At 31.8% G+C, this 22,258-nt stretch carries 26 protein-coding genes and 1 rRNA gene; 3 read left to right on the forward strand and 24 right to left on the reverse strand.

Going from position 1 to position 22,258, the window contains the following annotated elements; all coding sequences use genetic code 11:
- From AACQ14_RS07915 to AACQ14_RS08015, 21 genes are all read right to left on the reverse strand, one after another.
- Positions 1 to 235: ribosomal RNA gene (locus AACQ14_RS07915) — 16S ribosomal RNA — on the reverse strand; the annotation flags it as partial.
- Between the two features lie 485 nt (positions 236 to 720).
- Entirely contained in the window at positions 721 to 3,210 is a 2,490-nt protein-coding gene (locus AACQ14_RS07920; protein WP_339363040.1) for an alpha-amylase family glycosyl hydrolase, read from the reverse strand.
- A gap of 51 nt (positions 3,211 to 3,261) precedes the next feature.
- On the reverse strand, positions 3,262 to 3,645 hold the full coding sequence (locus tag AACQ14_RS07925; RefSeq protein WP_339363041.1) for a carbohydrate-binding protein: 384 nt from the start codon (positions 3,643 to 3,645) through the stop codon (positions 3,262 to 3,264).
- Positions 3,646 to 4,040: 395 nt separating this feature from the next.
- A complete protein-coding gene (locus AACQ14_RS07930; RefSeq protein ID WP_113673239.1) occupies positions 4,041 to 4,241 on the reverse strand; it encodes a hypothetical protein in 201 nt (66 codons plus the stop codon).
- Positions 4,242 to 4,265: 24 nt separating this feature from the next.
- On the reverse strand, positions 4,266 to 4,529 hold the full coding sequence (locus AACQ14_RS07935; protein ID WP_113673238.1) for a hypothetical protein: 264 nt from the start codon (positions 4,527 to 4,529) through the stop codon (positions 4,266 to 4,268).
- A 290-nt stretch (positions 4,530 to 4,819) separates the two neighbouring features.
- Positions 4,820 to 5,425, reverse strand: coding sequence for a hypothetical protein (locus AACQ14_RS07940; RefSeq protein WP_339363042.1), 606 nt, complete (start codon positions 5,423 to 5,425; stop codon positions 4,820 to 4,822).
- 225 nt (positions 5,426 to 5,650) lie between these two features.
- A complete protein-coding gene (locus tag AACQ14_RS07945; protein WP_339363043.1) occupies positions 5,651 to 5,809 on the reverse strand; it encodes a hypothetical protein in 159 nt (52 codons plus the stop codon).
- The gene (locus tag AACQ14_RS07950; protein ID WP_339363044.1) at positions 5,809 to 6,084 is read right to left on the reverse strand and encodes a hypothetical protein; all 276 of its coding nucleotides are present in this window, start codon (positions 6,082 to 6,084) and stop codon (positions 5,809 to 5,811) included. Before AACQ14_RS07950 ends, AACQ14_RS07945 begins: the two co-directional genes overlap by 1 nt.
- A 23-nt stretch (positions 6,085 to 6,107) precedes the next feature.
- Complete coding sequence (locus AACQ14_RS07955; RefSeq protein ID WP_339363045.1) at positions 6,108 to 7,208, reverse strand: hypothetical protein; 1,101 nt, start codon at positions 7,206 to 7,208, stop codon at positions 6,108 to 6,110.
- Complete coding sequence (locus AACQ14_RS07960; RefSeq protein ID WP_339363046.1) at positions 7,208 to 7,750, reverse strand: putative phage tail protein; 543 nt, start codon at positions 7,748 to 7,750, stop codon at positions 7,208 to 7,210. The genes AACQ14_RS07955 and AACQ14_RS07960 overlap by 1 nt, the downstream gene beginning before the upstream one ends.
- Positions 7,743 to 8,807 carry a baseplate J/gp47 family protein gene (locus AACQ14_RS07965; RefSeq protein ID WP_339363047.1) on the reverse strand — a complete coding sequence of 355 codons (1,065 nt, stop codon included), beginning with the start codon at positions 8,805 to 8,807 and terminating at the stop codon, positions 7,743 to 7,745. Before AACQ14_RS07965 ends, AACQ14_RS07960 begins: the two co-directional genes overlap by 8 nt.
- Positions 8,800 to 9,198, reverse strand: coding sequence for a DUF2634 domain-containing protein (locus AACQ14_RS07970; protein WP_339363048.1), 399 nt, complete (start codon positions 9,196 to 9,198; stop codon positions 8,800 to 8,802). The genes AACQ14_RS07965 and AACQ14_RS07970 overlap by 8 nt, the downstream gene beginning before the upstream one ends.
- Complete coding sequence (locus tag AACQ14_RS07975; RefSeq protein WP_339363049.1) at positions 9,195 to 9,470, reverse strand: DUF2577 domain-containing protein; 276 nt, start codon at positions 9,468 to 9,470, stop codon at positions 9,195 to 9,197. The genes AACQ14_RS07970 and AACQ14_RS07975 overlap by 4 nt, the downstream gene beginning before the upstream one ends.
- Positions 9,471 to 10,427 (reverse strand): XkdQ/YqbQ family protein, encoded by a 957-nt coding sequence (locus tag AACQ14_RS07980; protein WP_339363050.1) that lies wholly within the window; start codon positions 10,425 to 10,427, stop codon positions 9,471 to 9,473. It abuts the gene before it with no gap.
- Positions 10,424 to 11,098: a LysM peptidoglycan-binding domain-containing protein gene (locus AACQ14_RS07985; RefSeq protein WP_339363051.1), complete on the reverse strand. Its 675-nt coding sequence runs from the start codon at positions 11,096 to 11,098 to the stop codon at positions 10,424 to 10,426. Before AACQ14_RS07985 ends, AACQ14_RS07980 begins: the two co-directional genes overlap by 4 nt.
- Positions 11,099 to 12,670, reverse strand: coding sequence for a hypothetical protein (locus tag AACQ14_RS07990; RefSeq protein WP_339363052.1), 1,572 nt, complete (start codon positions 12,668 to 12,670; stop codon positions 11,099 to 11,101).
- A 183-nt stretch (positions 12,671 to 12,853) separates the two neighbouring features.
- Entirely contained in the window at positions 12,854 to 13,261 is a 408-nt protein-coding gene (locus AACQ14_RS07995; RefSeq protein WP_273328005.1) for a phage tail assembly chaperone, read from the reverse strand.
- Between the two features lie 106 nt (positions 13,262 to 13,367).
- Positions 13,368 to 13,826 carry a phage tail tube protein gene (locus AACQ14_RS08000; RefSeq protein WP_113673226.1) on the reverse strand — a complete coding sequence of 153 codons (459 nt, stop codon included), beginning with the start codon at positions 13,824 to 13,826 and terminating at the stop codon, positions 13,368 to 13,370.
- 1 nt (position 13,827) lies between these two features.
- Positions 13,828 to 15,138 carry a phage tail sheath family protein gene (locus tag AACQ14_RS08005; RefSeq protein ID WP_339363054.1) on the reverse strand — a complete coding sequence of 437 codons (1,311 nt, stop codon included), beginning with the start codon at positions 15,136 to 15,138 and terminating at the stop codon, positions 13,828 to 13,830.
- 77 nt (positions 15,139 to 15,215) lie between these two features.
- Positions 15,216 to 15,638 (reverse strand): phage tail terminator family protein, encoded by a 423-nt coding sequence (locus AACQ14_RS08010; protein ID WP_339363055.1) that lies wholly within the window; start codon positions 15,636 to 15,638, stop codon positions 15,216 to 15,218.
- A gap of 160 nt (positions 15,639 to 15,798) precedes the next feature.
- A complete protein-coding gene (locus AACQ14_RS08015; RefSeq protein WP_339363056.1) occupies positions 15,799 to 16,161 on the reverse strand; it encodes a helix-turn-helix domain-containing protein in 363 nt (120 codons plus the stop codon).
- 117 nt (positions 16,162 to 16,278) lie between these two features.
- On the opposite strand from AACQ14_RS08015, the gene AACQ14_RS08020 reads away from it, so the two are divergent.
- The 3 genes from AACQ14_RS08020 to AACQ14_RS08030 all read left to right on the forward strand — a co-directional run bounded on the left by AACQ14_RS08020 (position 16,279) and on the right by AACQ14_RS08030 (position 18,561).
- Positions 16,279 to 17,034: a MerR family transcriptional regulator gene (locus AACQ14_RS08020; protein WP_339363057.1), complete on the forward strand. Its 756-nt coding sequence runs from the start codon at positions 16,279 to 16,281 to the stop codon at positions 17,032 to 17,034.
- A 62-nt stretch (positions 17,035 to 17,096) separates the two neighbouring features.
- On the forward strand, positions 17,097 to 17,843 hold the full coding sequence (locus AACQ14_RS08025) for an ABC transporter ATP-binding protein (protein ID WP_339363058.1): 747 nt from the start codon (positions 17,097 to 17,099) through the stop codon (positions 17,841 to 17,843).
- The gene (locus AACQ14_RS08030; RefSeq protein ID WP_339363059.1) at positions 17,818 to 18,561 is read left to right on the forward strand and encodes an ABC transporter permease; all 744 of its coding nucleotides are present in this window, start codon (positions 17,818 to 17,820) and stop codon (positions 18,559 to 18,561) included. The genes AACQ14_RS08025 and AACQ14_RS08030 overlap by 26 nt, the downstream gene beginning before the upstream one ends.
- Before the next feature lie 46 nt (positions 18,562 to 18,607).
- On the opposite strand, the gene AACQ14_RS08035 is transcribed toward AACQ14_RS08030, so the two are convergent.
- The 3 genes from AACQ14_RS08035 to AACQ14_RS08045 form a co-directional block, all read right to left on the reverse strand.
- The gene (locus AACQ14_RS08035) at positions 18,608 to 19,021 is read right to left on the reverse strand and encodes a hypothetical protein (RefSeq protein WP_339363060.1); all 414 of its coding nucleotides are present in this window, start codon (positions 19,019 to 19,021) and stop codon (positions 18,608 to 18,610) included.
- Between the two features lie 311 nt (positions 19,022 to 19,332).
- Positions 19,333 to 20,244 carry a LacI family DNA-binding transcriptional regulator gene (locus tag AACQ14_RS08040; protein WP_339363061.1) on the reverse strand — a complete coding sequence of 304 codons (912 nt, stop codon included), beginning with the start codon at positions 20,242 to 20,244 and terminating at the stop codon, positions 19,333 to 19,335.
- A gap of 131 nt (positions 20,245 to 20,375) precedes the next feature.
- Entirely contained in the window at positions 20,376 to 22,238 is a 1,863-nt protein-coding gene (locus AACQ14_RS08045; RefSeq protein ID WP_339363062.1) for a glycoside hydrolase family 13 protein, read from the reverse strand.
- Positions 22,239 to 22,258 lie beyond the last annotated feature (20 nt).

The raw sequence follows: 22,258 nt of genomic DNA on the forward strand, positions 1-22,258 counted from the left end.
GCTACCGGAGTTTTTACCACTGAGTCATGCGACTCTGTGGTCTTATGCGGTATTAGCACACTTTTCAATGTGTTATCCCCCTGCATAGGGCAGGTTACCCACGCGTTACTCACCCGTCCGCCGCTTTCCACTATCTAAATCACCCGAAGGTTCAATAGATAGCTTCTCGCTCGACTTGCATGTGTTAAGCACGCCGCCAGCGTTCATCCTGAGCCAGGATCAAACTCTCATGTTAAAGTTTTAATCTTGACCAGATTGCTCTGGCTTATATTTTATAGACTATCGTCTTATCCATTAATTTACTAAGGAATTTTCTTGGGTAAAACTTTATATACTAAAGTTTTGTTGTCTAATATACTATTTATTTTTCATTGTTCAAAACTGCGTCGGAGACTATAATAACAAATTATTAGAAATGTGTCAAGCATTTTTCATAAAAAAGTTTTTTATTTATTGTTTTATTACTTATTATAATACTATTAACTTTGATAATATCGGTATAATTTCTTCCTTAATATACATCGTTAATACGTACTAAAATATTATTGCTTAGTTAACTAATACATATTAAAAAATATTTTAAATTATTTTTTGATATCTAGTTTTGTGAGTCTCAATTTATTACCACAATAAAAAACACAAATATAATATCAACAAAAAGACTATCATATTATTCTATTCATTTTTGATATGATAGTCTCTCTGTTTTTATACTATATCTTATCTAACTGTGTCTTGCACAAAATAAGCTGCGCTATTATCAGCCCAATATTGTACAGCGACCTTTTCTGTATTATCATTAATACTCCATTGTGTTTCACCAGCATATGGCATCCATTGACTCCATGTGTTTCCGTCATCATTGGATACTCTTAAGTATTTTGCACCTGCTGCTGAATGATGTAATACAATATCATTAGAATCTGCATCTCTAACTAAATTCTCATCAATAGTCCAATATTTTGATGGATTAGCTATTGGATTAGTATCTATTCCTTTTCTGAATCTAGACTCAAATTTACCATATAAATGTTTTCCATCTGTACTCTTAGCATTTTCTAGTATCTCTACTGAATGTATTCCATCATTGACGTTTGTTATATATGTAAGAGTTTTATTATTACTCTCATAGGATAAATCGGATGCTGAAACTGCATTACCATCATAACGGAATGCGTCTTTTACACTGTTTTCATCCATTTCTTTACTGAATTTCTCAGAAATAGTTTGTGTATCACTATCTACTCTATTATCATGTTCTGGTGTTACTGATGTTACAACAGGATCTAGACTTTGTAAATTATCAGCTCTAACAAAAACTTTTGTTTCATAAGGTCCAACCCATAATGAACTCATCTTACCGTTTTCACCAAGACGATATCTTTCAGATGGGTTTATTGCGTTAACAATTTCGTCACCTTCATTCCAACCTGTATGGAAATCTTTTGCTTCTATATTGTCTGACCAAGTGTTAAATGCAACCATTACCCAGTTCTTTTGGTCTCCCCAAACACGGCTATATACATAAACACCATTGCCTGCATCTGGTTGACACCATCTTTCATACAATTCATCTGTATTTTGAAGTGCTGGATATTGTCTTCTTAAATTCATGATTTTTTGAACATATTGATATGAAGGATTACACATATCAAAGTTATCTTTTACAGCTGGATTAGTATCTGTTTTACAATTAATATCATACCATGCTACACTGCTCATAAAATCTTCACGTGATATACCGCCAAGAGCAGTACCTTCTGAAGAAAATCCTTGTTCATCTCCATAATAGAAAAGAGGTACACCAGGCCATAATGCAATTACACTACTTGCAAGGTTAGATTTTTTGAAACCATCGTTTGCACTTGCCATTCTCCATTGGTCGTGATTATCATAGAAATTAAGCATTGTATATCTTGATTCATTTTTTTGTGGATCCCAGAAATCATAGGCTTCCTTGTCTTTATCATATTGAACCTTACACTGATTCAACTTACCATAAGCTTGATCTTTGATTGCTGGCATGAAGAAATTGAAATACATCTGATAGTTGATACCACCATCCATTGTATATGTATTATCAATAAATGAATAAGGATTTCCCCATTGAGAAGGTTCTTTTCCTCTTCCTACCATTGTAGCACCACGTCCACGATCACAATAGAATTCACCAAATATAAAGAAGTTATCTTTTCCAAGACTTGCTGCATAATCTTTTACTGCTGGAGCCCATCTCTTAAAAAAGTAAAGAGGTACCTGCATAGGGGTATCCATACGAATACCATCAATGTCTGTTGTTGCAATCAAGGATTTTGTCATAGCAATAATCTTATCTTGAACACGAGGATGAGTTGTTCTAAGGTCATCTAATGAACCATAGATTTTTCCTAAATGGTTGCACCATGCATCACCGTAATCTGTAAGATCACCATTATGATGGAAATCACTATTCCAGAAAGAACCTGTTCCCATACCAGAATCAGTCTTTTTATTCCCCCCGGAATCATACACATCACAGTACTGTCCTTCAGGTATAAATGTATTATCTACAGTAAAATCTTGATAAGTTTCGTTTGGATCTCTAGGTACTAATCTATATTCGCCATTATGAAGTCTAAATGGTGCACCTTCATTTTGGTGTCCTTCAAAGTAATATAAGTCAGACATATGGTTAACAATCATATCAACAATTACATACATTCCTTTTGAATGTGCTGCATCTACCATTTCTCTAAAATCATCTATTGTTCCAAATCTGTCATCAACTAACGTAAAATCTATTTCTCCATATCCGTGATACGAGTTACATCTGTTTTGAAATACTGGTGAAATCCATATAGCTGTATAGCCTAGAGATTTTATATAATCTAATTTATCAGCTATTCCTTTAAAATCTCCACCGTGACGAGCATCAACTTTATAAAGGTCATATCCGCCATATTTGCCTTCATTGTTTGATGGGTCTCCATCTGCAAATCTATCTGTAATGAATTGGTACATTGGAACTGTTCTCCAATCATTTGGTGAAGGAAAATAGCTATGTCCTTCCCATTGACCGTAATAACCTGCTGGATTAGAACCATCTTGACTATAGTTTACATTCCAAGCAGCATTATCATTGGTTCTTGGAGCTGCTAGCCCTGTATTGGTCATAAGACCTAATGCTAGTGGGAGAACCAAAGCTTTTGATATTATTTTTGATTTTTTCATGTTTTATACCTCCTGAAAACTCCCCAATAAAATCGGGGAGTTAAGTCTTAATTATTTAGCTACCATGTGAAAATCATTTCCATCATTGTTTTCCCAAAATCCTTCTGCTCCTCCACGGTTGTATAGGATGTGGAAACAGTAATCAATGGTATCATTTTCATTTACTTCAACATCTGCTTCATACCATACTTTAAAATTATGATTTTCATCATATCCATATTTACAAGTCATTGGTACGTCTTTTATTTCGTTCCATCCGTTAACTCCATAATGAAGTATTACTGCTTCAGTATAAAGACTTGGTTCATACCAACTGTTGTAAACAACCTTGCATGTTACCTTTTGAGCAGGAGCAGCGGCAAAAACATTTGCTGATAAGCTTCCTGAGATTAATAACATAACTGTCAAAAACATGATACTAGATATTTTTTTCATAATCGTTCATCCTTTCTATATGTTTTTATTATTCAAACGATTCACGTAGTATTTTAGGACAAAGGGAAAATAATTTCAAGAGTGATAAAAGGTAGGAAATAACAGAAATATGTCGATAAATAAAAGGTTTGGTCGAGAGGCATTTTTAGTTAAAATATTATATAATCATGATATTATTTTTTTTATAAAAATCAGCGAAATATTTTTTAACGTAAATTTTTTGTTAACGATATATCAAATAGTTTGTGATTTTATATAACATAATAGCTAATACAATATAATTTTCATGATTTTTTACAAAATATTTTTTCATGGGTTTGTTGAATTATTATGTAAAAGAAGAAGAACTACGCGGAAAATTAGAGGTTTAGCGTAGTTCTAAGTTAGTAAACTTATTAATGATTCCATTCTGTGGTTTTCATGCCGCCATCGTTCATTATTCCTAATAGGATGCCTATTGTACATAGAGCTTTTACTATTGTCATTATCTGTTCATTGTCTACCTGTAATCCAAGGTTAGTAAGTATCAGGATAACAGCGCTTGCTATTCCTAAGACAGTCTTTGTGTTGGTTAGTTTTTGTAGGATTCTTTTCATGGTGTTACCTCCTTTCTTACATGTTTATCCCAGGTTGCTTATTATTGCTAGGATAGTTGCAGTTAGACCTACTATCCAGCCGATGTATTCTCTGTATGCTTTTTTATTGGTTGTATGATCTTCTAGTCTTTGGACTCTATCATCTACGTCATTAATCACTTGTCTAAGTCCATTGTAATCTCTTATTAGGGTTTTTGTTTCTGTCATTGCAATGGTAAGATCATTGGTTTCTTTGGTAACCTTTTGTATTGCTTCATAGAATTCTTTTTGTGTGACAACGTTGTTCATTTTCAACCTCCTTTTGTGTGGGTATTTCTTATATAAGATATTGGGTTAAGTTTATTTTAGCATGGGGGAGCACGACATTAACACGAAGTGATGTTGTTTTTATTTAACTAAATTAAATAAATATGATTGTTAAGATATCATTTGTATTAATATTAAATTATGCTTTTCAATCTATATATTTGTTATTTAGTATAATAAAAACACCCTTCACAGGATGTTATGTTCAAATATTGATTATTAAGGATTCTATATTACAAAAGCAGATTCTCTAATTATTCTATTTATAATAATTACCCGTATATTTTATTATCAATGCTTTCTACAATATATTTTCTATAGCAATCATAAATAATATAATTGACAGTTGTTTTAAAAACTTTTAATTTAAAGTGCTGTGCATTTATCATTTTTAACTGGAATTTACCTACTTCTCCTTTCATTTTTGCCTCTCCAGATATAATAAGCTTACCAGTAAGATTTACACTTGTTAGCTTAATATAATCACCTTTTATCTTTTTACCTTCATCATCATAAATAATACCATCCATTTGTTTAAACTCTTTAATGTTACAAGCATTGAAATATGACCAATGGATGTATTTGAATCCAGTATTCCAATATCCACCTTCAAGTATCCTGCACGCAAGGCAATTATTAAATAACTCTTCTTCTTTTTCTTGTATTATCTCTAGATTCGTCTCTAGATTTTCTTCAGCCTGCATAATTTTTTTCCTAAGTTCCTTACGTTGTTCCTCAGTAAGATTTGTATTCATTAAATCTTTTCTACCTTTTATAACAGTTTTTTTACTATCTTTTATTTTTTTTAATAATTTATTTCTTTCTTTTTCTTTCTTTTTACAGTCATTAGTAACATTTCTATACTTTTGTTTATACATATATAATTCCCCTATGATATTTTACTATAGTATATGTTTTTCAACAAAAAAATGCTTACTATACATCTCTTGAGTATAGTTTTAAGGCATAAAGGACATAGCTTTTTATGCTACATCCCGCCTATTATTTGGTAATGATCTACCAAATTTGAATATTATAATTATATCCAGAATACTTTCTTAGATAACTTTTAATTGTAATACGTAATTGCATCCTATGACGCACTAAACTGCTTCGCTATGTTCTATAATATAGTTCTCAATAGCTATCTTATATCCAGCATGTATAATATCATATATTGTAAATACTTCGTTCGTCTTTGGATTAAATCTCTTTTTAATAATTCTTTCTGCTATAATTCCAACTATTATTTCATTAATCATTAAAATATATCTACATTGTTATTCTCATTCAAAAGCAATTGATTTTCAAGCTCCTCATATGTAGGCTTTACCTCAATGTCTTCCGTAATAGGCACATGATGGGTGACACTGACATCTATTGAAACAATTCTTTTATTAGTAATAGTTCCATAAGGAATTTCTATATAAGGAATCCCTACAGGATATACATGTGGCAAAATGTCACCATCTGCTTCACCAGATTGATACCATATTTTACCTTTAGAATCATAGATTATTAAATTACCTCTTTCCATAAATATATACCTCTTTCTCTTATTTATCCAATTGCTACCCATTCAATTGTAGCTGTTGTACTCCCACGGTTTGCATAAGGAGCAATATCTGTACTTTCAAATCCATTATCATTAATGGTAATCCAATTACTTTCATACATACTACTATTTCCACCAACACTCACACCTGCAAAAGCACCGTGTGAAGATGAATAGTGAATTTTCCCTTCTGTGGTATAGCCATGATTATAGAAATATTGATATTCACTATATACTGCAAAACCGATTCTTGGCTTGTAACTAGTACTACCTTCTGCTGCTGTGATTTTAGAGGTTGTTATAACTATTTTAGGTCTAAACACCAAATTTGAAATTTTAACATAATGTGAGTCCCCATTTGCCATCCCCAAATTATGTATTTTTCCAGTTGCCATTTTAAGTCCTTCTCTTAAACTGCCAACAATTCCGTTAATATTAATTCCTTGTCTTATATTACTAGCAATCAAATTATTTAAATTCATAGTTCCTATAATCTCTGTAGCATCATCATTGCTGAACGTTTTACCAGCTAGTACATGTTCAGCAAGAGCGTTTCCCTCTGCACTAGCCTGCAAGAAAAAATGTGTTCCGTTATACCATACGGTGTAAGGTTTGCCACTTTTAATGTTTGGTGCTACTGTAATATTAGGTTTATACAATCTTTTAGCGCCCTTGCCATTAATATTAATTGTTGTAGTGTTTCCATTATTATTTGCTTTTGCAATAAATGTTAGCTTCATATTTGTTTTATAAGCTGTTACACTAGGCATATTTAACGTTATAGCTGTACCTGTTCCACTTGCCACTATTACGTTCGCAATATCAGTCAACTGCGAACCAACTTCCCCCAAAGCATCCTCAACATTATCCCCAGTAAACTTACCACCTTCATCTTTTATCTTTATCATATCTGCATCATGTGTATCTGGATGATTATAATTATTGGCATTATCTTCTACGCCACTTAACTTCTCATCCATATTCCCCACTTTTTCATCTATCTTATCCCAGTTATCATTCATCATACTTTTAATATTAAACGTATCTTCTCCATCTATAGCTGGATCTACTTTATAGAGATTAAGTTTTGATGTGTAATCTGACATTAGATAACACCTCCTTCGAATAGATTTAATTTCGTATTTTGTAATTCGTTGATTGTTCTATTGTCATGTATATCTTTTACCAACAGATATTTAATGTTATACTTCACTCCCAGATGGGCTGGAATAATCTGTTCAATAGCTTCTTTTACAGCTTTCATATTACTTGGTATACCATAAAAACTATTGAACTTTATATTTATTTTCCCATCTGCAAAGGTTACTTCAACATCACCATTAGTCCAAGAATCTACTACATCTTTTATCAGTTGTTCATCTATCTTACCTATTCCACGTATTTTACTACGTATCCTAGAACGCCTATCTTCATCGGTATCTTTACTATTACTATCTTGTATCCCAGTATCTTTTTCCCAATTGCTAAGTCCTGTAGTAGCAGTATCTAAAAACATTTGATTATAGAGTTCTTTCATATGCGCTTTCAAGTCATCAAACTTTTTATCTTCCACTTCCATTATTAACTGAAATTCTCTTATACCAGAGTAGTAATCAGGTAGATACTGCATTAAGTCTGTATTATTCATTTAGAGTCACCGTCCCTATTACTGGCACCCTGTTTGTTAATACAACATTACTTGTACCACCATTAATAGTTAGGTTAGAATAATCACTTCCACCTGCTTGTGAGATAGCATCTAGAAGTATAGCACCTACTTTGGCATAGCTGATTGAATAATTATCTTTATCCTGCCAGTTATCAGATATCAAATCAGTAAAATATCTACCTAGTTCTTTTGTAAATATATTTTTTACATCATCTTTATTCGCATCTATTACTGTAGCTGTTAAATCTATACTCTGTGATGCTGCTGCTGCTATTGTACATTTTGCTCCTATTGGAGCTGTACCTTTACCTTTTCCCTCTTTATTCGGGTCAATATACTCTTGAATCTTATCAACTAATGCTTGTGATGCTGGCTGCATTAGGGTATCTACAACTATTACTTTAACTGTATAGTCTCCATTCCATCTTGGAATTACTTTAGCAGCTCCAACACCTTTGATATCTTTAGCCCACTTTTGATAGTGATAGATATTTCCTGAAGTGGCAGATTTCTTGACTTTTTCCTGCTGTCTATCAAGTAGGGATTCATCAGTTTCCATATCTTCACCTGGAACAATGACATCTTGTAAAACTGCTGACATCAATCCTTCTATTTCTTCTATAGGGATAAGTGTTCCTGTATCTGAGTTACCTTTTAGTCCTTCTTGCTCACATTCTAGGGTTACATTTTCTATTCCACCACTATTGTCTTTTACAACATATGTAAGATCACCTAGACCAAATCTACTACCAACCTTAGGAATGACCCCTGTGAATGCACCTTTTCGAATTGCTTTAGTAGCATTTCTCCTATAGATACCAAAATCAGCACATTTTCTATCTAAAAACTCACCACTTGATGAAGTTACAAAGGACATTTTTAATGCTGTATCAAGGTCGATATATAACTGTGCCAGTTCAGCGCAGGCTGGGGCGATTGCATCATATATAATACTTCCTTGCCTCTTATCTACCGTATCTGGTATTTTTGACATTGCATCATCCACAATTAATTCATAGGTCATATGCTCAAACATTAACCATCACCTCGCTTTCAAAAGAACCCTCAACACTGATGACTTTAAATCTTACTGACATACTTTCTCCCTCATGGGAAAATACAAAATCAGTAATGTTAGTAATGCGGTCATCGGTAGTTAGTGCATCTCTTATTCGTCGTCTTAGTTCCATCTCTATATAATCGCTATCTTTTCCTATTAATCCATTTAGCTCTGATCCATAAGAAAAATCATATATAAGATATTGATACCTAGCTGTTTCCAAGATTTTGAATACAGCTTGTTTTATTGCATCAATACCATCAATGTAATCATTTATTTTTCCTTCTAACAAATTTAATTTATAGGTTTTTGTTTGTGGTATTATTTCTTCAAAATCCTTTATATTTGTTCCGCTTATAGGTATCATGTCGCCACCACCTTATCTAGCACAATGTATTGTTGTCCACCTTGTGCTCTTAAAAGTACTACTTTATCCCCAATATGCAATGCATTATTAACAGTTACTGTGCTTGTCAAAACCAAGAAATCCTCATCAAGTATAAATCTCTGGTCCACTTGTATCTGTAAGGGATGTATTTTTATAACTTGTCCATAGTAAAAAGTTACATCTTGGCTGTTATCTTTTACCCCTTGATTAATCTGCTTTAATGCCCCAATAAATTTCTGTGTATTACTCATCTATATCACCTTCAATGTTAAGCTCATTGTATGTTGATTGTTACTAAAGTTATGTTTTGCATTGTCAACAATAAATCTTTGTTTAAGGTCTATGCCTTTTATATCAACATATATTGAATTTCCTGCTCTTATAGATAAATCACCAATACAATCAAGACTTAATCCTTTTACTACTCTATTTTTAACAGATTGCAGCTGATTAGCCCTTTTCCGAATCTGTGCTTCATTTAACTTGTCATTGACTTTTTCATAGTACTGGAGAAGTCCCCATTTTTTAATATTGCTGCTATCTTTTACAATAAATACTTCTCTTTTACCAGTTTGTTTATTGTCTTTATATAGCTTTATCTTATTATATGAATCTCCATCTATACTTCTATCATAGGAATAACTTGTCAATAGACTGCTATCTCCAATAATCAGATCTGTAAACATACTTGTTATATTCTTAAGGGTTATACTTCCAAAGGAATCATATAATACATACATTTTACCTGTGTTAATCAAAGTATTGTCCAAGGTCTTATATATAATGTCTAGAAGTGTCTGCCCATCTTCAACCATTAGAGGTATTTTGTAATCAGTATTTTCTATTGTTCCTAATTTAATGTTAAAATCAGTAGCAATCTTTTTTATGATTTCATCTGCTCTTTTGTTCTTGAATACGTATGTATCCTTATTAAGCAAATACCTTATTTGGTCATAAGCTGTGATACTGAGAGTTTCATCTGATGACCTTTTGATTTTAAATATATAACCGTAGAATATACCAATGTTATCTTTTTTGAAGTATATAATGCTTCCTTCACTTATTTCTAACCCTTTTTCTATGACTAAGGTAAAAGATAATTCAGAGGCTTTTCCTACTCTAACTGTATCCCATGTAATGCTGGTCACCAACTGACTAATATCATGGATATTGCCATTGGATGTATTTTGCATAATTAGATTAATCATAGTCTCACCTCGTTTTGAGGTATTTTCAGCTTCTGTCCTGGATATATCAGGTTAGGGTTTTTTATGTTATTTATCTGAGCTATTTTATTGTACAAGTTACCGTTTCCCAGTTGTAGTTTAGCTATTTTCCATAGGGTATCACCTTTTTTTACTATGTAAGTCTTAGGTATTACCTTAGTTACTGGTCTTGCGCCTTGATAGTCTTTGGTATAAGCCATTTTGCCATTGTTATTAGATAGTGTTATTCGTCTAGCTTTGAATTCACGGTATTCTGTTAGGCTCATGGTATAGTAGATATCCCCCACTTCTCCTGCTTTTTCAGTTATTTCAAAGTCTTCTATCATCCATAGTCTATCTATAGGGTAATATCCACCTGTTACTTTGAATGTTAGAATCTTATTGTTCTGTTTCCAACTATATATTTTGTTCACATAAACACTTGGATGTTCTAAGTTATTCGTCATTACAAATGGTGCTTCTTCTAATGGAAAGAAACTGCTGATACTTATTTTCAAAAGTTTTCTATCACCTGATCTGACTACTTCACCAAACTGGTAGATATTATAGGTTTCTGTGTTCCCTGACTGAGTGACATTAATCTCTTCTGGATTGACTGGGAGTAGTATTTCTTCTTCACTATTATCTAATAGTCCTATATAAAATTTATACATCTATGCATACACCCCCTGTGCTGAATTAGTGACTTCTGTTACAAGAGCTTCGGTTATTTTCCCAAGAAGTCTATCTGCGTCTGCATTTTCATTGACAGTCATATCGCCCATTGATACTGTTGGAGTTAAGGTTACAAAATTCTGTATCATTTCGCGTTCTGCTACGTCTCTCATAAGTTTTACATCTTCATCGGCAATGTCTACATCATCATTTATCTTATTAACTTGTACCCCTACATCTTTGCTCTTGCCTGTTCCATTAGCTTTACTTTGTAACTGTCCTGTTCCTTCAACTTTACTTTCTAACTGTGCTATACCTAACTTTTCTTTTAATTCGTCTGCTGAGAAGTTTTCTATAGCCCCTGCTACAGCTTCTTTTGCACCACTTAAATCAACTTTACCTTTTCTGATAAATTTTCCTGTTGCTTCAGCTGCTCCACTGAAATCGACTTTTAGATGATCTATTTTACCTATATTTGCGCCTAGCCTATTAAGTCCAGAAATAATTATATTGATCCCATCTATGAATGGATTAACAAATATATTCAAGAATGTATTGATACCATCACCAGCAAATCTAATTATTCCTTCTGCTGCCGATGCAAGACCTTCTATCAGACCATTTATTCCCCATTCAACGAAATCAAAGAAACCTCTTGTTAAATTGGCAACTGCTGTTCTGACAGGCTCCATAGTTGCAATAAGTGTTATAAGAATTGTAATTAAAATTATAATAGCTTTAATTACTATCATAGTCGGATTGGCTTCTTGTATAGCTTTTAAAATTCTTTCTTTAATTATACGTATTTCCATAACTGCATTATGAATGGTCGTTGCTAATGTTATTGCTCCAATTGCTAATGCAACAGCTCCTAGAACAGCCAAAACAATATGAGAATTCTCAATCACTACAGATAACATAGAATTAATCATATCCATTAATGGTTTCACATAATCTAATAGCATCATAACTCCACCAATTATTTTTTCTATAATTACCATTATCAGGTCAAGCATCGCTACAAACTCTTTACTATCAAAAAATGCTAATACTTTTTCTAAAACCGGTTGTATGGCTGTTGCAATCCTACCACCCATATCAACCCATGTATTATTCCATTTTTCTTTTATCTTATTAACCGTATTTGAAAATTTTTCATCCTGTGTAATACCTAGCTTAATATTTTTCCCTATTGGTGTTTCCCAGAATTTTTTTATATAACTAGTTGCTTTCTCAATTCCTACAGGAATACCCGAAAACCATTTTTTCTTCTTAGTAGAACCTTTTTCTCCTGCTTCTGTTTTGCTTTCTGATTCTTTATTTTTCTTTCCTATCAATTGATTCATCTTATTAATGATACCTTTCATAGGATTTTCCATTGTTTCCTTTACATTACTAATTTCTTTAATTTTATCAGAGAGTTTGAATCCTTTCTTCATCTTATCAATAACTTTGTATCCTTCTTCAATCTTATCTTTATAAGTATTGAATGTAGCTATATTTTTTTCTATTGTAGTACTTAATTTATTCAACATCTCTACTGAATTATTTATTGTTGTTATTGCCGTCATGTATTCACCACCTTCATTAACGTGTCTTATTATAAGCCTTCTTCTCAGCTTCTATATGTAAATCTACACTAGCCATTACAAAAGCTTTTTCACGTCTTGGTAAATCTACAAATTGTTGAGGGAGTAAGTTTATTTTATGTAGTAGATAATGAGCATAATTAGCATCTGAATCTCCCTCAATAATTAGTTTTTTGCCTGTTCTTTTAACTCCTCAAGGTCTGTATAACCAGATAAAGTCTGAATTTGATCTGCTAATGTAGCAATCTCTCCAGGTAACATAACTTTCTTGATATAATCTTCTGGTGTTACGCAACCAACACTTTTAATACTATCTGCTTCTTCAAACTTAGGGTCTACAGTTCCTTTTATAGCAATTAATCTATTGAATTTGCTTACATCAAAATCAACTTTTCCTTTTTTACCTGTACGCATACATATTTTCTGGATATCTGACATTTCACTGTCTGTAATGGCTCTTATCTTGAATTTTAATAAGCTGCCTTTTTTGTCTTTGAATCTATTAGAAACTAGTACCTCTTCTGTGATATTATCAATAATATTTTCATTTAAAAATGCTTGTAAACTACTCATTCTCTTCACTCCTCTAATTGTTTTATATCTTCATAGAGTAAGGAAAGCAAAAGCCTCCCTTTACACATATGAAAATAGTTGTGTTTGTTTTTTTTTAAACTTTAACCTATTCTACGACATTAAATTTATTTAATACTTCAATATCATCGAATGTAAAGCTTAATTCTTCATCTAATACATCTTTATCAATATCAAGTTGTCCTATGATAACACTATCAATATTGCAGTTTTTTAGTACAACTGTTTGTTTTCCAGCTTCACTTGCTGGGTCTTCATTCACTACTTGAATGTCAAAGTATACATCTTTTCCTGTTTTTATATAATCAAGCATCAATTGTCTGAATTCACTTGTTATATAATAGATAGTCATACTTCCTGTACCTTTCCAGCCAGTAGCTTTACTATGAGTTGCTCTACTGCCTAGAACTTTAATCTCTGATTTATTCTTTTCAATCTTGGCATCGATTTTCTTAATATAAGCCATTTCTTTTACAACGCCGTCGATTGTCTTAAAGACTTTTCCTTCTCTTCCTGATATAATATCTTGTGCTTTTAAAATCGCCATATTATTTCACCTCCACAGTCATATACAGTTTTTCCATTCCATCTACAGGTTGTGCAGCTATTCTTACTACAACAACATCTGTATCTGTACTAGCTAATACTTGTACATCTTTTCCAGTATCTAAGTTAGTGATAGAATCATTGTTCTGGTATTTTTGCAGGCATTTAATGATTTCATTCTTAAGAAGGTTTCTGCCATCTTCATTGTTGCTTATTTTACCAATGAAATATTCATTTCCAACTTTGGTAATGTCATTATTGATTGCATCCAATGTACGAATGACTCTGTTTTTCCTGAACATTCTACCTTTATCTTTTGTATAAGTATGTAATGTGTTAATATCGTACTCTACTCTTGCTTTTCCATCATAACCAGTGAATAAGAATTCTCCGTCATTGATAGCTGACTCTATAGCTGAATAGTTATATTTCTTGTCTACATCTACAGCTCCGTCATAGAAATCATATGTTAATGATTTATTAGTGTTAGCTGCTGCTGTTGCTCCTGCTACCCAAGCAGTTGCTTTCTTAGCTTCTAATGTAGTACCATCTTCAAGTACTACACCATTTTTGACACTGATAATTCCTTCATAATTAGCATTACTGTAATTTTCAGCTACTAATACTACTTTATTACCTTCATCATCTCTAAGTCTTTTGATCCATTGTTTGAATGCATCTTTTATACCTATATCTGTCACATCGTATAATGCGCATGTATTAAAGTAATATACTTCAATAGCTTCTCTGTATGCTGTATAATTCTCTGAAGCAACTGTACCATTAGTACCGCCTGTTAAGCTTGCACCAGCTGTTGCAGTCAATGAATCTGAACCACTGAATACAACAAATTCATTGTCTTGCAAGTCTTGTACAGTCTTTACTCCTTGTTGGATATCTACAAGTTTAGTTCCAATAAAAGTTTTAACATTGAAGTTTTCACCTTCTGCTTCTATTGTAATTTTTAAGTCATTACCTTTTGTACCTGTGTATTTTGCAGTTGCAGTCAAATTACCTTCTGTTACAGCAGCTTTTGAGCCATCTGCCATAGTATTCAACCTATAAACTAAAACTTTCTCAGCTCTTTTTAAACCTTCTCTGATTGGTACTAAGTTATATAATTCTTCTCCGAAAATAGGAAGCGTATCCGTATTCTGTGATACTTCTATTACCTCTTGTTCAGGACCAAAGTCAAGGTTTAAAGGCATTGTTATGATACCCCTATGTAATTCGTCTGTCTCCATGCTTGTTTGTTGAAAATTAATATATACTCCTGGTCTTACTTTATTTTGAGTAGTCCATGTTCCACCCATTTGTAGCACCTTCCTTTCAAATGTTATGTTTCTCAGTTTCTGATAAGTGATCTAATAAATATGTGATTTAGCGTTACTTACTTGAATTCAACATTTTTGTTAATACCTTTTATAATAGAATCCACAGCGTCTTTTGGTTTTAATGTCTTAAGTTGAATAGAAAATCTGTAATGTAACGTATCTTCTGTTATTTCACTTATTCTTTCCCCAATTCTTATCAAAGTATTTTCTATTTCTAGATACCCTAGCTCTTCGTCAAGTTTGTCTGATATATCCCAATATTTTTCATTTTTATTAGAGTCATCTAAGTAACCTACAATATCTAGCTTTACGTTTTGTTTTATTATATCTCTCTGATTATAAGCAGTTTTTTCTTCTACTTTAATTCTTAGAGCTGGTTTAACGATTTCTGATATTGGTTTGTCTTCTAGGTAAATATTATAATTAGGATATAGATTTTCTAACTTTACTTTCAAAGCGTTTTTTACTTTGTTAATCATCTGTTTCCCTCCCAGCCTATATATGTAAGATTAATTATTAATCCTGTCACATATTTTATTTTCGTAATGCATTACTAAAAACGATCGTTTAGACAGCAGCTTTTGTCTTAGCTGACTGGCTTGTATATATAATAACATTACCTAACACGACATTAACACGTCATTTAATAACTTTTTTATAATTTTTCTCAATTCTTTGAATCTGCCTTGATGACATACCTAATTTCTCTGCTGTTTTCTCTTGGGTTAAGCCTTTTATAACTCTATAATAAAAAACTTTATTATTTTTTCCTTGTGTCTTAGAAAACTCTTGGTCCACTTTTTCTTTTTCTTGTTTTAACTGCTGTAATCTTTCTTGCTGTAATGATATGTATTTTTCTATGGTATCAGATTCGTTTTGATAGGATTCTAATAGGGTTTCTAGGACTATGATCCTTTGTTGTAAATCTTCGTATGAATTGTATATGATGTTAATTTTTCTCCCCCCTTTTGGTACAATTCTTTTGAAAGATAATGACTTCAACTAGATGATAACATTGACCAGAACGACATTAACACGTCATAAATAAAATATAACCCTCCACTATAACATCAGGGTTTTTATATATGGTACAATAATAAATATATTGAGGTGATTATAATGAACACTTACAGAACATCCCAAATAGCAGATATCATAGGAATACATCCTAATACAGTTAGATTATATGAAGAATTAGGGCTTATCCCAAAACCAGAACGCCAATCAAATGGTTATCGAATTTTCACTGATTTGCATATCGTTATTTTTAAGCTTGCTAGGACAGCGTTACAAATAGAAGTATTACAAAACGGTTTGCGAAAAAAGATAGTTACCATGATTAAGACAGCAGCTTCTGGAAACTTTGATTATGCCCTTACCCTCACACACGAATATTTATATCAAATACACCAAGAACAAGAAAATGCTGAGGAAGCCGTCAACATTGTGAAACAACTATTATCTGGAAAACAGGATATAAAAATCTTGAAAATGAAAAGGAAAGAAGTATCAAAATATCTTGGTATCTCAATGGGGTCTCTAAGAAATTGGGAAATGAATGGATTATTATCCGTAAAACGAACAGAAAACGGTTATCGTATTTATACAAATAAAGATATAAAAAGATTAAAAATCATTCGCTCCCTACGCTGTGCCAACTATTCACTTGAAGCCATTCTACGTATGTTAAATGCATTATCCTACAATCCAGAGGTAAATATCGAAGAAGTACTTAATACCCCAAAAGCAACAGATGATATTATATCTGTATGTGATAAGCTTATTATTTCCTTACATGAAGCTGAAAACAATGCAAAAACCATTATTCAACAGTTAAACGATATAAAAATTAGATTTGCATACCCTCCACTATAACACCAACCTTTGCATTGGTGTTATTCTTTTTTTGTAAAGTTCAACAAAAGGAGGATAAACACATGAAAGAAGCAATCAAAGTGAATCAGCTTTCTAAAGCCTATAATGAGTTGCCTGTGGTAAAAAACGTAAGTATATCAGTCAAAAAAGGGACAGTATTCGGTTTACTTGGTGCCAATGGTGCGGGAAAAACAACAACTATTGAGTGCATTTTGGGTACAAAAAAATTTGATAGTGGAACAGTTTCCATTCTTGGGGTAGATCCACAAAAGAATAGAAAAGAACTGTTCGAAAAGGTGGGTGTTCAATTTCAGGAAGCAAACTATCAGGATAGAATTACAGTGGGTGAGTTGTGCCAGGTCACACAATCACTTTATAAAAAAACAGCAATCTACCATAACTTATTAAAAGAATTTGGAATCTTTGATAAGTTAAAAAGCCCAGTTAGTACATTATCAGGGGGCGAGCGGCAAAGACTTTTTATCATTCTTGCTCTTATACCAGAACCAGAAATAGTTTTTCTAGATGAATTGACCACTGGATTAGACGCTAGAGCCAGACGTGATGTTTGGAAAATACTTTCCAGTTTAAAAACAAAAGGACTGACTATCTTGTTGACCTCTCATTTTATGGACGAGGTTGAAGCCTTATGTGATAGTATTTGTATCTTAAAAAAGGGAGAAATAGTATTCTATGGAACTGTTAGTGAAGCAATTGCCCAAAGTCCTTGTGAAAAATTTGAGGATGCTTACCTTTGGTATACAGATGAGGAGGATAAAGAATATGAAAACATTTCGAACAATGCTTAAAACAGAATTAAAATTATCTCTGAGGGGAATGGATATGTTTATTTTTGCTATCTGTATGCCCCTTGTTGTGTTAATAATTCTTGGTATCATATACGGAAACAAACCAGCTTTTGACGGTGCTGATTTTACTTTCCTAGAACAATCTTTCGGTGCACTTATTACAATTTCCATATGTGCTGGTGGTGTTATGGGATTACCTCTTGTGGTATCAGATTACAGGAGCAAAAAAATTCTAAAACGTTTTCAAGTCACTCCAATAAGTCCTACAATGATATTGTTAGTACAGGTAGTTATTTACACCCTATATTCAATTACCTCACTATTATTGATTTATTTGGCTGCAACATTATTCTTCGATTTCAAGTTTAATGGTTCATGGCTACAGTTTTTTATTGGTTATATCTTGGTTATGTTATCTATGTTCAGTATTGGAATGATGGTAGGAGGAATTGCACCTAATGTAAAAAGCGCCAGTATAATTGCAAGCATTTTGTATTTTCCCATGCTTATTTTTTCAGGTGCTACCTTGCCATATGAAGTTATGCCTGAGGCACTTCAGAAAGTATCGGATATTTTACCTCTGACACAAGGAATAAAAATTCTAAAATCAACCTCTCTAGGTTTATCAACAGATACTACTGTCTTGCCAATAATTATAATGGTTCTTATAGCTGTAATCTGTATCGCTATTTCAATTAAATTTTTTAGATGGGAATAGTAAGATTTGATTAAGGATAGATTTAAGCAGGGGCTTTTTCCTCTGCTTAACAAGCCATAATCCCATTTTCCAACTTTTTCTCGATTCTCTGTACTTGTCTAGCTGACATATATAATTTTTCAGCGGTCTGTTCTTGGGTCATACCTTTGACAATTCTATAATAAAAAACTCTCTCATTAGTTCCTTCTAACCCACCCATTATAGTATCTATCTTCTCTTTTTCCTTTATCAAACGGATAAGTTCTTCCTCATGCAGTAATATATGTGAATCCATTATCTTAATTTCCTTTAAGTAAGTCATGTATGATATTCTCTCATCCTTGACTTTTATAACACTTTGTTTTCCACTTTCTAATACATTTACAAGCAATTCCTTCTCTTTTTTATAAGATTCCAATCTTAATTCTATAACAGATATTCTTTTTAATAAATCCTCATAAGAGCCATATAAAATATTCATTCATTAACCTCCAATTTGTTCTGATATTTCTTTATACTTAACTATTATTATAAGTTCAATATTCTAAAGGAAAATTATGATTACTCAAAACGAGTAGTTAAGTATAAAAAAATATATTTCATTAATTTTGTAATATAAAACGAGATAAGTACATTTATTATTATTACCGTAATAATATTATACTACTCATTATGAGTATTGTCAATGAACAATTTGACAATTTTATGATTAATTTACTCAAAATGCGTAGTCAAATTTATAGAATAGCCTTGATAATACTACAAACAAAGAAATACCTATGTTAACCATAATTACTTAGGTTTATTATGGTTAACATAAATATATTTATTATCATTATATTGCTTATCTATCAGTTTAAATAGTTGATTAGATGCTAATACAGCTTTCTTTTTATTACTGAATACAACTGTTCTTATATCTTTATCCAGTAAATAATCACTGCCGCATATGGATATAACACAGATATTCTTATTATCAATGAATCTGGAAGCCATATCGCCAATAAATTCATTTATAATTATACCTTTTTTATCCTTATTTTTCTCAAGGAAACATTCTAATTCTTTTACAGAATCCATTTCATGGATAAGTTCCTTATTAAAATCATCTCTGATATATTCCATAATTCTCTTATCATTAAATCTACTGGTCACAAGAAAGATTTCTTCTCTATTATATGTCTTTTTTATAGATGCTATTGCCTTAGAAAAGTTCCAAGTAATCTTATGAAAATATCTATCTTCAATTAAACTGTCAACTATTATCATGGGTGCGGATATTTTAGTTGATAGTTTATAGAATATATCTCCCCTTACATTAATTAAAAATACACCTTCTAAAACTCTCTTTGATATAATGTCAATTTCAGGTTTTGTAACGCTGATAGTACTTACAATAACATCATAGTTATTCCTTCTCATTACTTTTTCCAGCTCTCTCACCAAATCTGTATATAAGAATTTTTCCCAAGGGTCTTCCTTTTCACTAGTAATGATTAGTATACCTATAAGAGAAGATTTTTTATTGGCAAGAGTCCTGGCAGCTATGTTAGGAACATAGTTCAATTCATAAGCCACTTCCAGGATTTTCTCTCTTGTTTTAAGACTAATCTTCTGATCAGTTCTGTTATTAAGTACATAAGAAACTGATGCTACTGACACGCCAGCATGGTCAGCAATATCTTTCAGCGTAACCTTTTTCATTATATCACCTTTATCTGTTGGATTAATTATATTTAGATTATATTATTTAATTCAACATATTTCCTTATTTATTATAAAAATTATTTCATATATTATACTATATAATAATTAAAACACAAATAAATATATTATTAAACCCTTAAAATTAAAAATGAATTTTCTTTCATTACAACTTCATAAGATAGATTCATTTCCTGTTGGTTATAGATATCTTCTACCTTTTTATTCATAAGTTGTTCTGGTAATGTAATATTAAGCTCTTGGTTACTATTATTCATGATGATATATAATTCTTGTTCATCACTTACCTTTTTGTAGATTAGATATTCTTTTTCATTATCGTAATCAACCCATCTAAGTTCTGTACTATTAAAAGCTTTATAAGTATTTCTAAGGTTAATTAATGTCTTAAGATGATTTTTTATCTTATCATTGTGTTTATTATTATCCCAAACCATACACTTCCTGTTGTTAGGGTCAGTATTTCCATTTACTCCTACTTCACTTCCATAGTAGATACTTGGAGTCCCTGGGAATGTAAATTGGAATAAATATGCTAGATTTGTTTTATCAGCATTTTCATAGCAGACTGTCAAAATCCTCTCTGTATCATGGCTGTCTACTAGATTAAACATATTTTTCAATATATTTTTAGGATATGTAGTTAGTACTCTATTAACTGATTCTATAAAATGAGATGGTTTTATATGTACATTATTATTTTTCCCAAAAAAGGACCAAATAGGCATTAATAGGTCATAATTCATAGTTGAATCAAATTGTCCTGAATGTAACCATGGGAAGGCTTCATCCCAATTTTCTCCGATAATTACAACGTCTTTTTTTACACCTTTTACTTCTTTTCTGAATTCTCTCCAGAATTCATGAGATACTTCATTGGATACATCTAATCGCCATCCATCTATATCGTATTCTTCTATCCAATATTTGGCTGCTCCCAATAGATGCTCTTTAACTATTTCATTATCTGTATTCCATTTTGGCATTCTAGGTGTAAAACCAAAAGTAGCATAATTAAAGTTGACCAAATTTTCATATGTCATATTATCTATATCTGGATCATTATTATCATCTAGAGGGAAATTGACAACAGAATCTCCATTTATATAGAAGCAGTCATAATATTTGGAGTCTCTTCCTTTTTTAACAACATCCTGCCAATAAGGATGTCTCCATCCACAGTGATTAAATACTGCATCAAGCATTATTCTAATCCCTCTTTTGTGAGCTTCCTGTACTAGTTCTTTAAAGGTATCATTAGTCCCAAAATGAGAGTCAATTTTATAATAATCTTCTATATCGTATTTGTGACTAGAAGGAGATTGGAATATTGGTGTAAAATAAATTCCTGTGAATCCCATTTCTTTTATATAATCTAATTTGTTGATGACACCTCTTAAGTCTCCGCCAAAAAACATATCATTGGTAACATTATCAATGCTTCCCCATTCTAATACATTCTCATCGTTGATGGATGAATCACCATTACAAAATCTTTCAGTAAAAATCTGATACCATGTAGTATCCGCCACCCACTCAGGAGCATCATAAATGTCTTCATGATTCACATAAGGGAAATTGAAGAAATTTTCCAAGTTATATATTCTTTTCTTATCGTCAACAATATTCAAATCAATAATTTCCCTGCTGCCAAAAATTACTTTTGTATCTTTATTTTTAATCAGGAAGGCATATTTAGCTCTTTTCCATTTTGGTTTAATCTCACAGAACCAATAGTCATGGATACCTGTTGAATATTCTTTTAACATAGGTATACCTAATGAACTATCTGCCTTCCATTCACTTATATTAACTTCATCTTCTTTTGGACCATAGTGGAATGGGTCTCCATATATTAATTTTATTTCATCTACTTCATCTTTTCCTGTTCGAATTTTTATATGAACCGTTTCTTTATCATATGCATATGCATATTTACTTTTCGCTTCATGATAGATTGCTGCAATATTCATTATGTTTTCCTCCTGATGCT

This window comes from Vallitalea maricola, from assembly GCF_036985595.1.
GTDB lineage: Bacteria > Bacillota > Clostridia > Lachnospirales > Vallitaleaceae > Vallitalea > Vallitalea maricola.

What these genes read in the sequence shown, in the direction of transcription:
- AACQ14_RS08040 (WP_339363061.1), bottom strand. Translation starts at nt 20,244, where the DNA reads ATGAAAAAGGTTACGCTGAAAGATATTGCTGACCATGCTGGCGTGTCA.
- AACQ14_RS08020 (WP_339363057.1), top strand. Translation starts at nt 16,279, where the DNA reads ATGAACACTTACAGAACATCCCAAATAGCAGATATCATAGGAATACAT.
- AACQ14_RS08005 (WP_339363054.1), bottom strand. Translation starts at nt 15,138, where the DNA reads ATGGGTGGAACATGGACTACTCAAAATAAAGTAAGACCAGGAGTATAT.
- AACQ14_RS07970 (WP_339363048.1), bottom strand. Translation starts at nt 9,198, where the DNA reads ATGATACCTATAAGCGGAACAAATATAAAGGATTTTGAAGAAATAATA.
- AACQ14_RS07980 (WP_339363050.1), bottom strand. Translation starts at nt 10,427, where the DNA reads ATGATTAATCTAATTATGCAAAATACATCCAATGGCAATATCCATGAT.
- AACQ14_RS08010 (WP_339363055.1), bottom strand. Translation starts at nt 15,638, where the DNA reads ATGATTAACAAAGTAAAAAACGCTTTGAAAGTAAAGTTAGAAAATCTA.
- AACQ14_RS07985 (WP_339363051.1), bottom strand. Translation starts at nt 11,098, where the DNA reads ATGTATAAATTTTATATAGGACTATTAGATAATAGTGAAGAAGAAATA.
- AACQ14_RS07930 (WP_113673239.1), bottom strand. Translation starts at nt 4,241, where the DNA reads ATGAAAAGAATCCTACAAAAACTAACCAACACAAAGACTGTCTTAGGA.
- AACQ14_RS07920 (WP_339363040.1), bottom strand. Translation starts at nt 3,210, where the DNA reads ATGAAAAAATCAAAAATAATATCAAAAGCTTTGGTTCTCCCACTAGCA.
- AACQ14_RS08000 (WP_113673226.1), bottom strand. Translation starts at nt 13,826, where the DNA reads ATGGCGATTTTAAAAGCACAAGATATTATATCAGGAAGAGAAGGAAAA.
- AACQ14_RS07975 (WP_339363049.1), bottom strand. Translation starts at nt 9,470, where the DNA reads ATGAGTAATACACAGAAATTTATTGGGGCATTAAAGCAGATTAATCAA.
- AACQ14_RS08025 (WP_339363058.1), top strand. Translation starts at nt 17,097, where the DNA reads ATGAAAGAAGCAATCAAAGTGAATCAGCTTTCTAAAGCCTATAATGAG.
- AACQ14_RS08030 (WP_339363059.1), top strand. Translation starts at nt 17,818, where the DNA reads ATGAAAACATTTCGAACAATGCTTAAAACAGAATTAAAATTATCTCTG.
- AACQ14_RS07995 (WP_273328005.1), bottom strand. Translation starts at nt 13,261, where the DNA reads ATGAGTAGTTTACAAGCATTTTTAAATGAAAATATTATTGATAATATC.
- AACQ14_RS07950 (WP_339363044.1), bottom strand. Translation starts at nt 6,084, where the DNA reads ATGGAAAGAGGTAATTTAATAATCTATGATTCTAAAGGTAAAATATGG.
- AACQ14_RS08045 (WP_339363062.1), bottom strand. Translation starts at nt 22,238, where the DNA reads ATGAATATTGCAGCAATCTATCATGAAGCGAAAAGTAAATATGCATAT.
- AACQ14_RS07945 (WP_339363043.1), bottom strand. Translation starts at nt 5,809, where the DNA reads ATGATTAATGAAATAATAGTTGGAATTATAGCAGAAAGAATTATTAAA.
- AACQ14_RS07990 (WP_339363052.1), bottom strand. Translation starts at nt 12,670, where the DNA reads ATGACGGCAATAACAACAATAAATAATTCAGTAGAGATGTTGAATAAA.
- AACQ14_RS07935 (WP_113673238.1), bottom strand. Translation starts at nt 4,529, where the DNA reads ATGAACAACGTTGTCACACAAAAAGAATTCTATGAAGCAATACAAAAG.
- AACQ14_RS08035 (WP_339363060.1), bottom strand. Translation starts at nt 19,021, where the DNA reads ATGAATATTTTATATGGCTCTTATGAGGATTTATTAAAAAGAATATCT.
- AACQ14_RS07940 (WP_339363042.1), bottom strand. Translation starts at nt 5,425, where the DNA reads ATGTATAAACAAAAGTATAGAAATGTTACTAATGACTGTAAAAAGAAA.
- AACQ14_RS07960 (WP_339363046.1), bottom strand. Translation starts at nt 7,750, where the DNA reads ATGAATAATACAGACTTAATGCAGTATCTACCTGATTACTACTCTGGT.
- AACQ14_RS07925 (WP_339363041.1), bottom strand. Translation starts at nt 3,645, where the DNA reads ATGAAAAAAATATCTAGTATCATGTTTTTGACAGTTATGTTATTAATC.
- AACQ14_RS07955 (WP_339363045.1), bottom strand. Translation starts at nt 7,208, where the DNA reads ATGTCAGATTACACATCAAAACTTAATCTCTATAAAGTAGATCCAGCT.
- AACQ14_RS07965 (WP_339363047.1), bottom strand. Translation starts at nt 8,807, where the DNA reads ATGTTTGAGCATATGACCTATGAATTAATTGTGGATGATGCAATGTCA.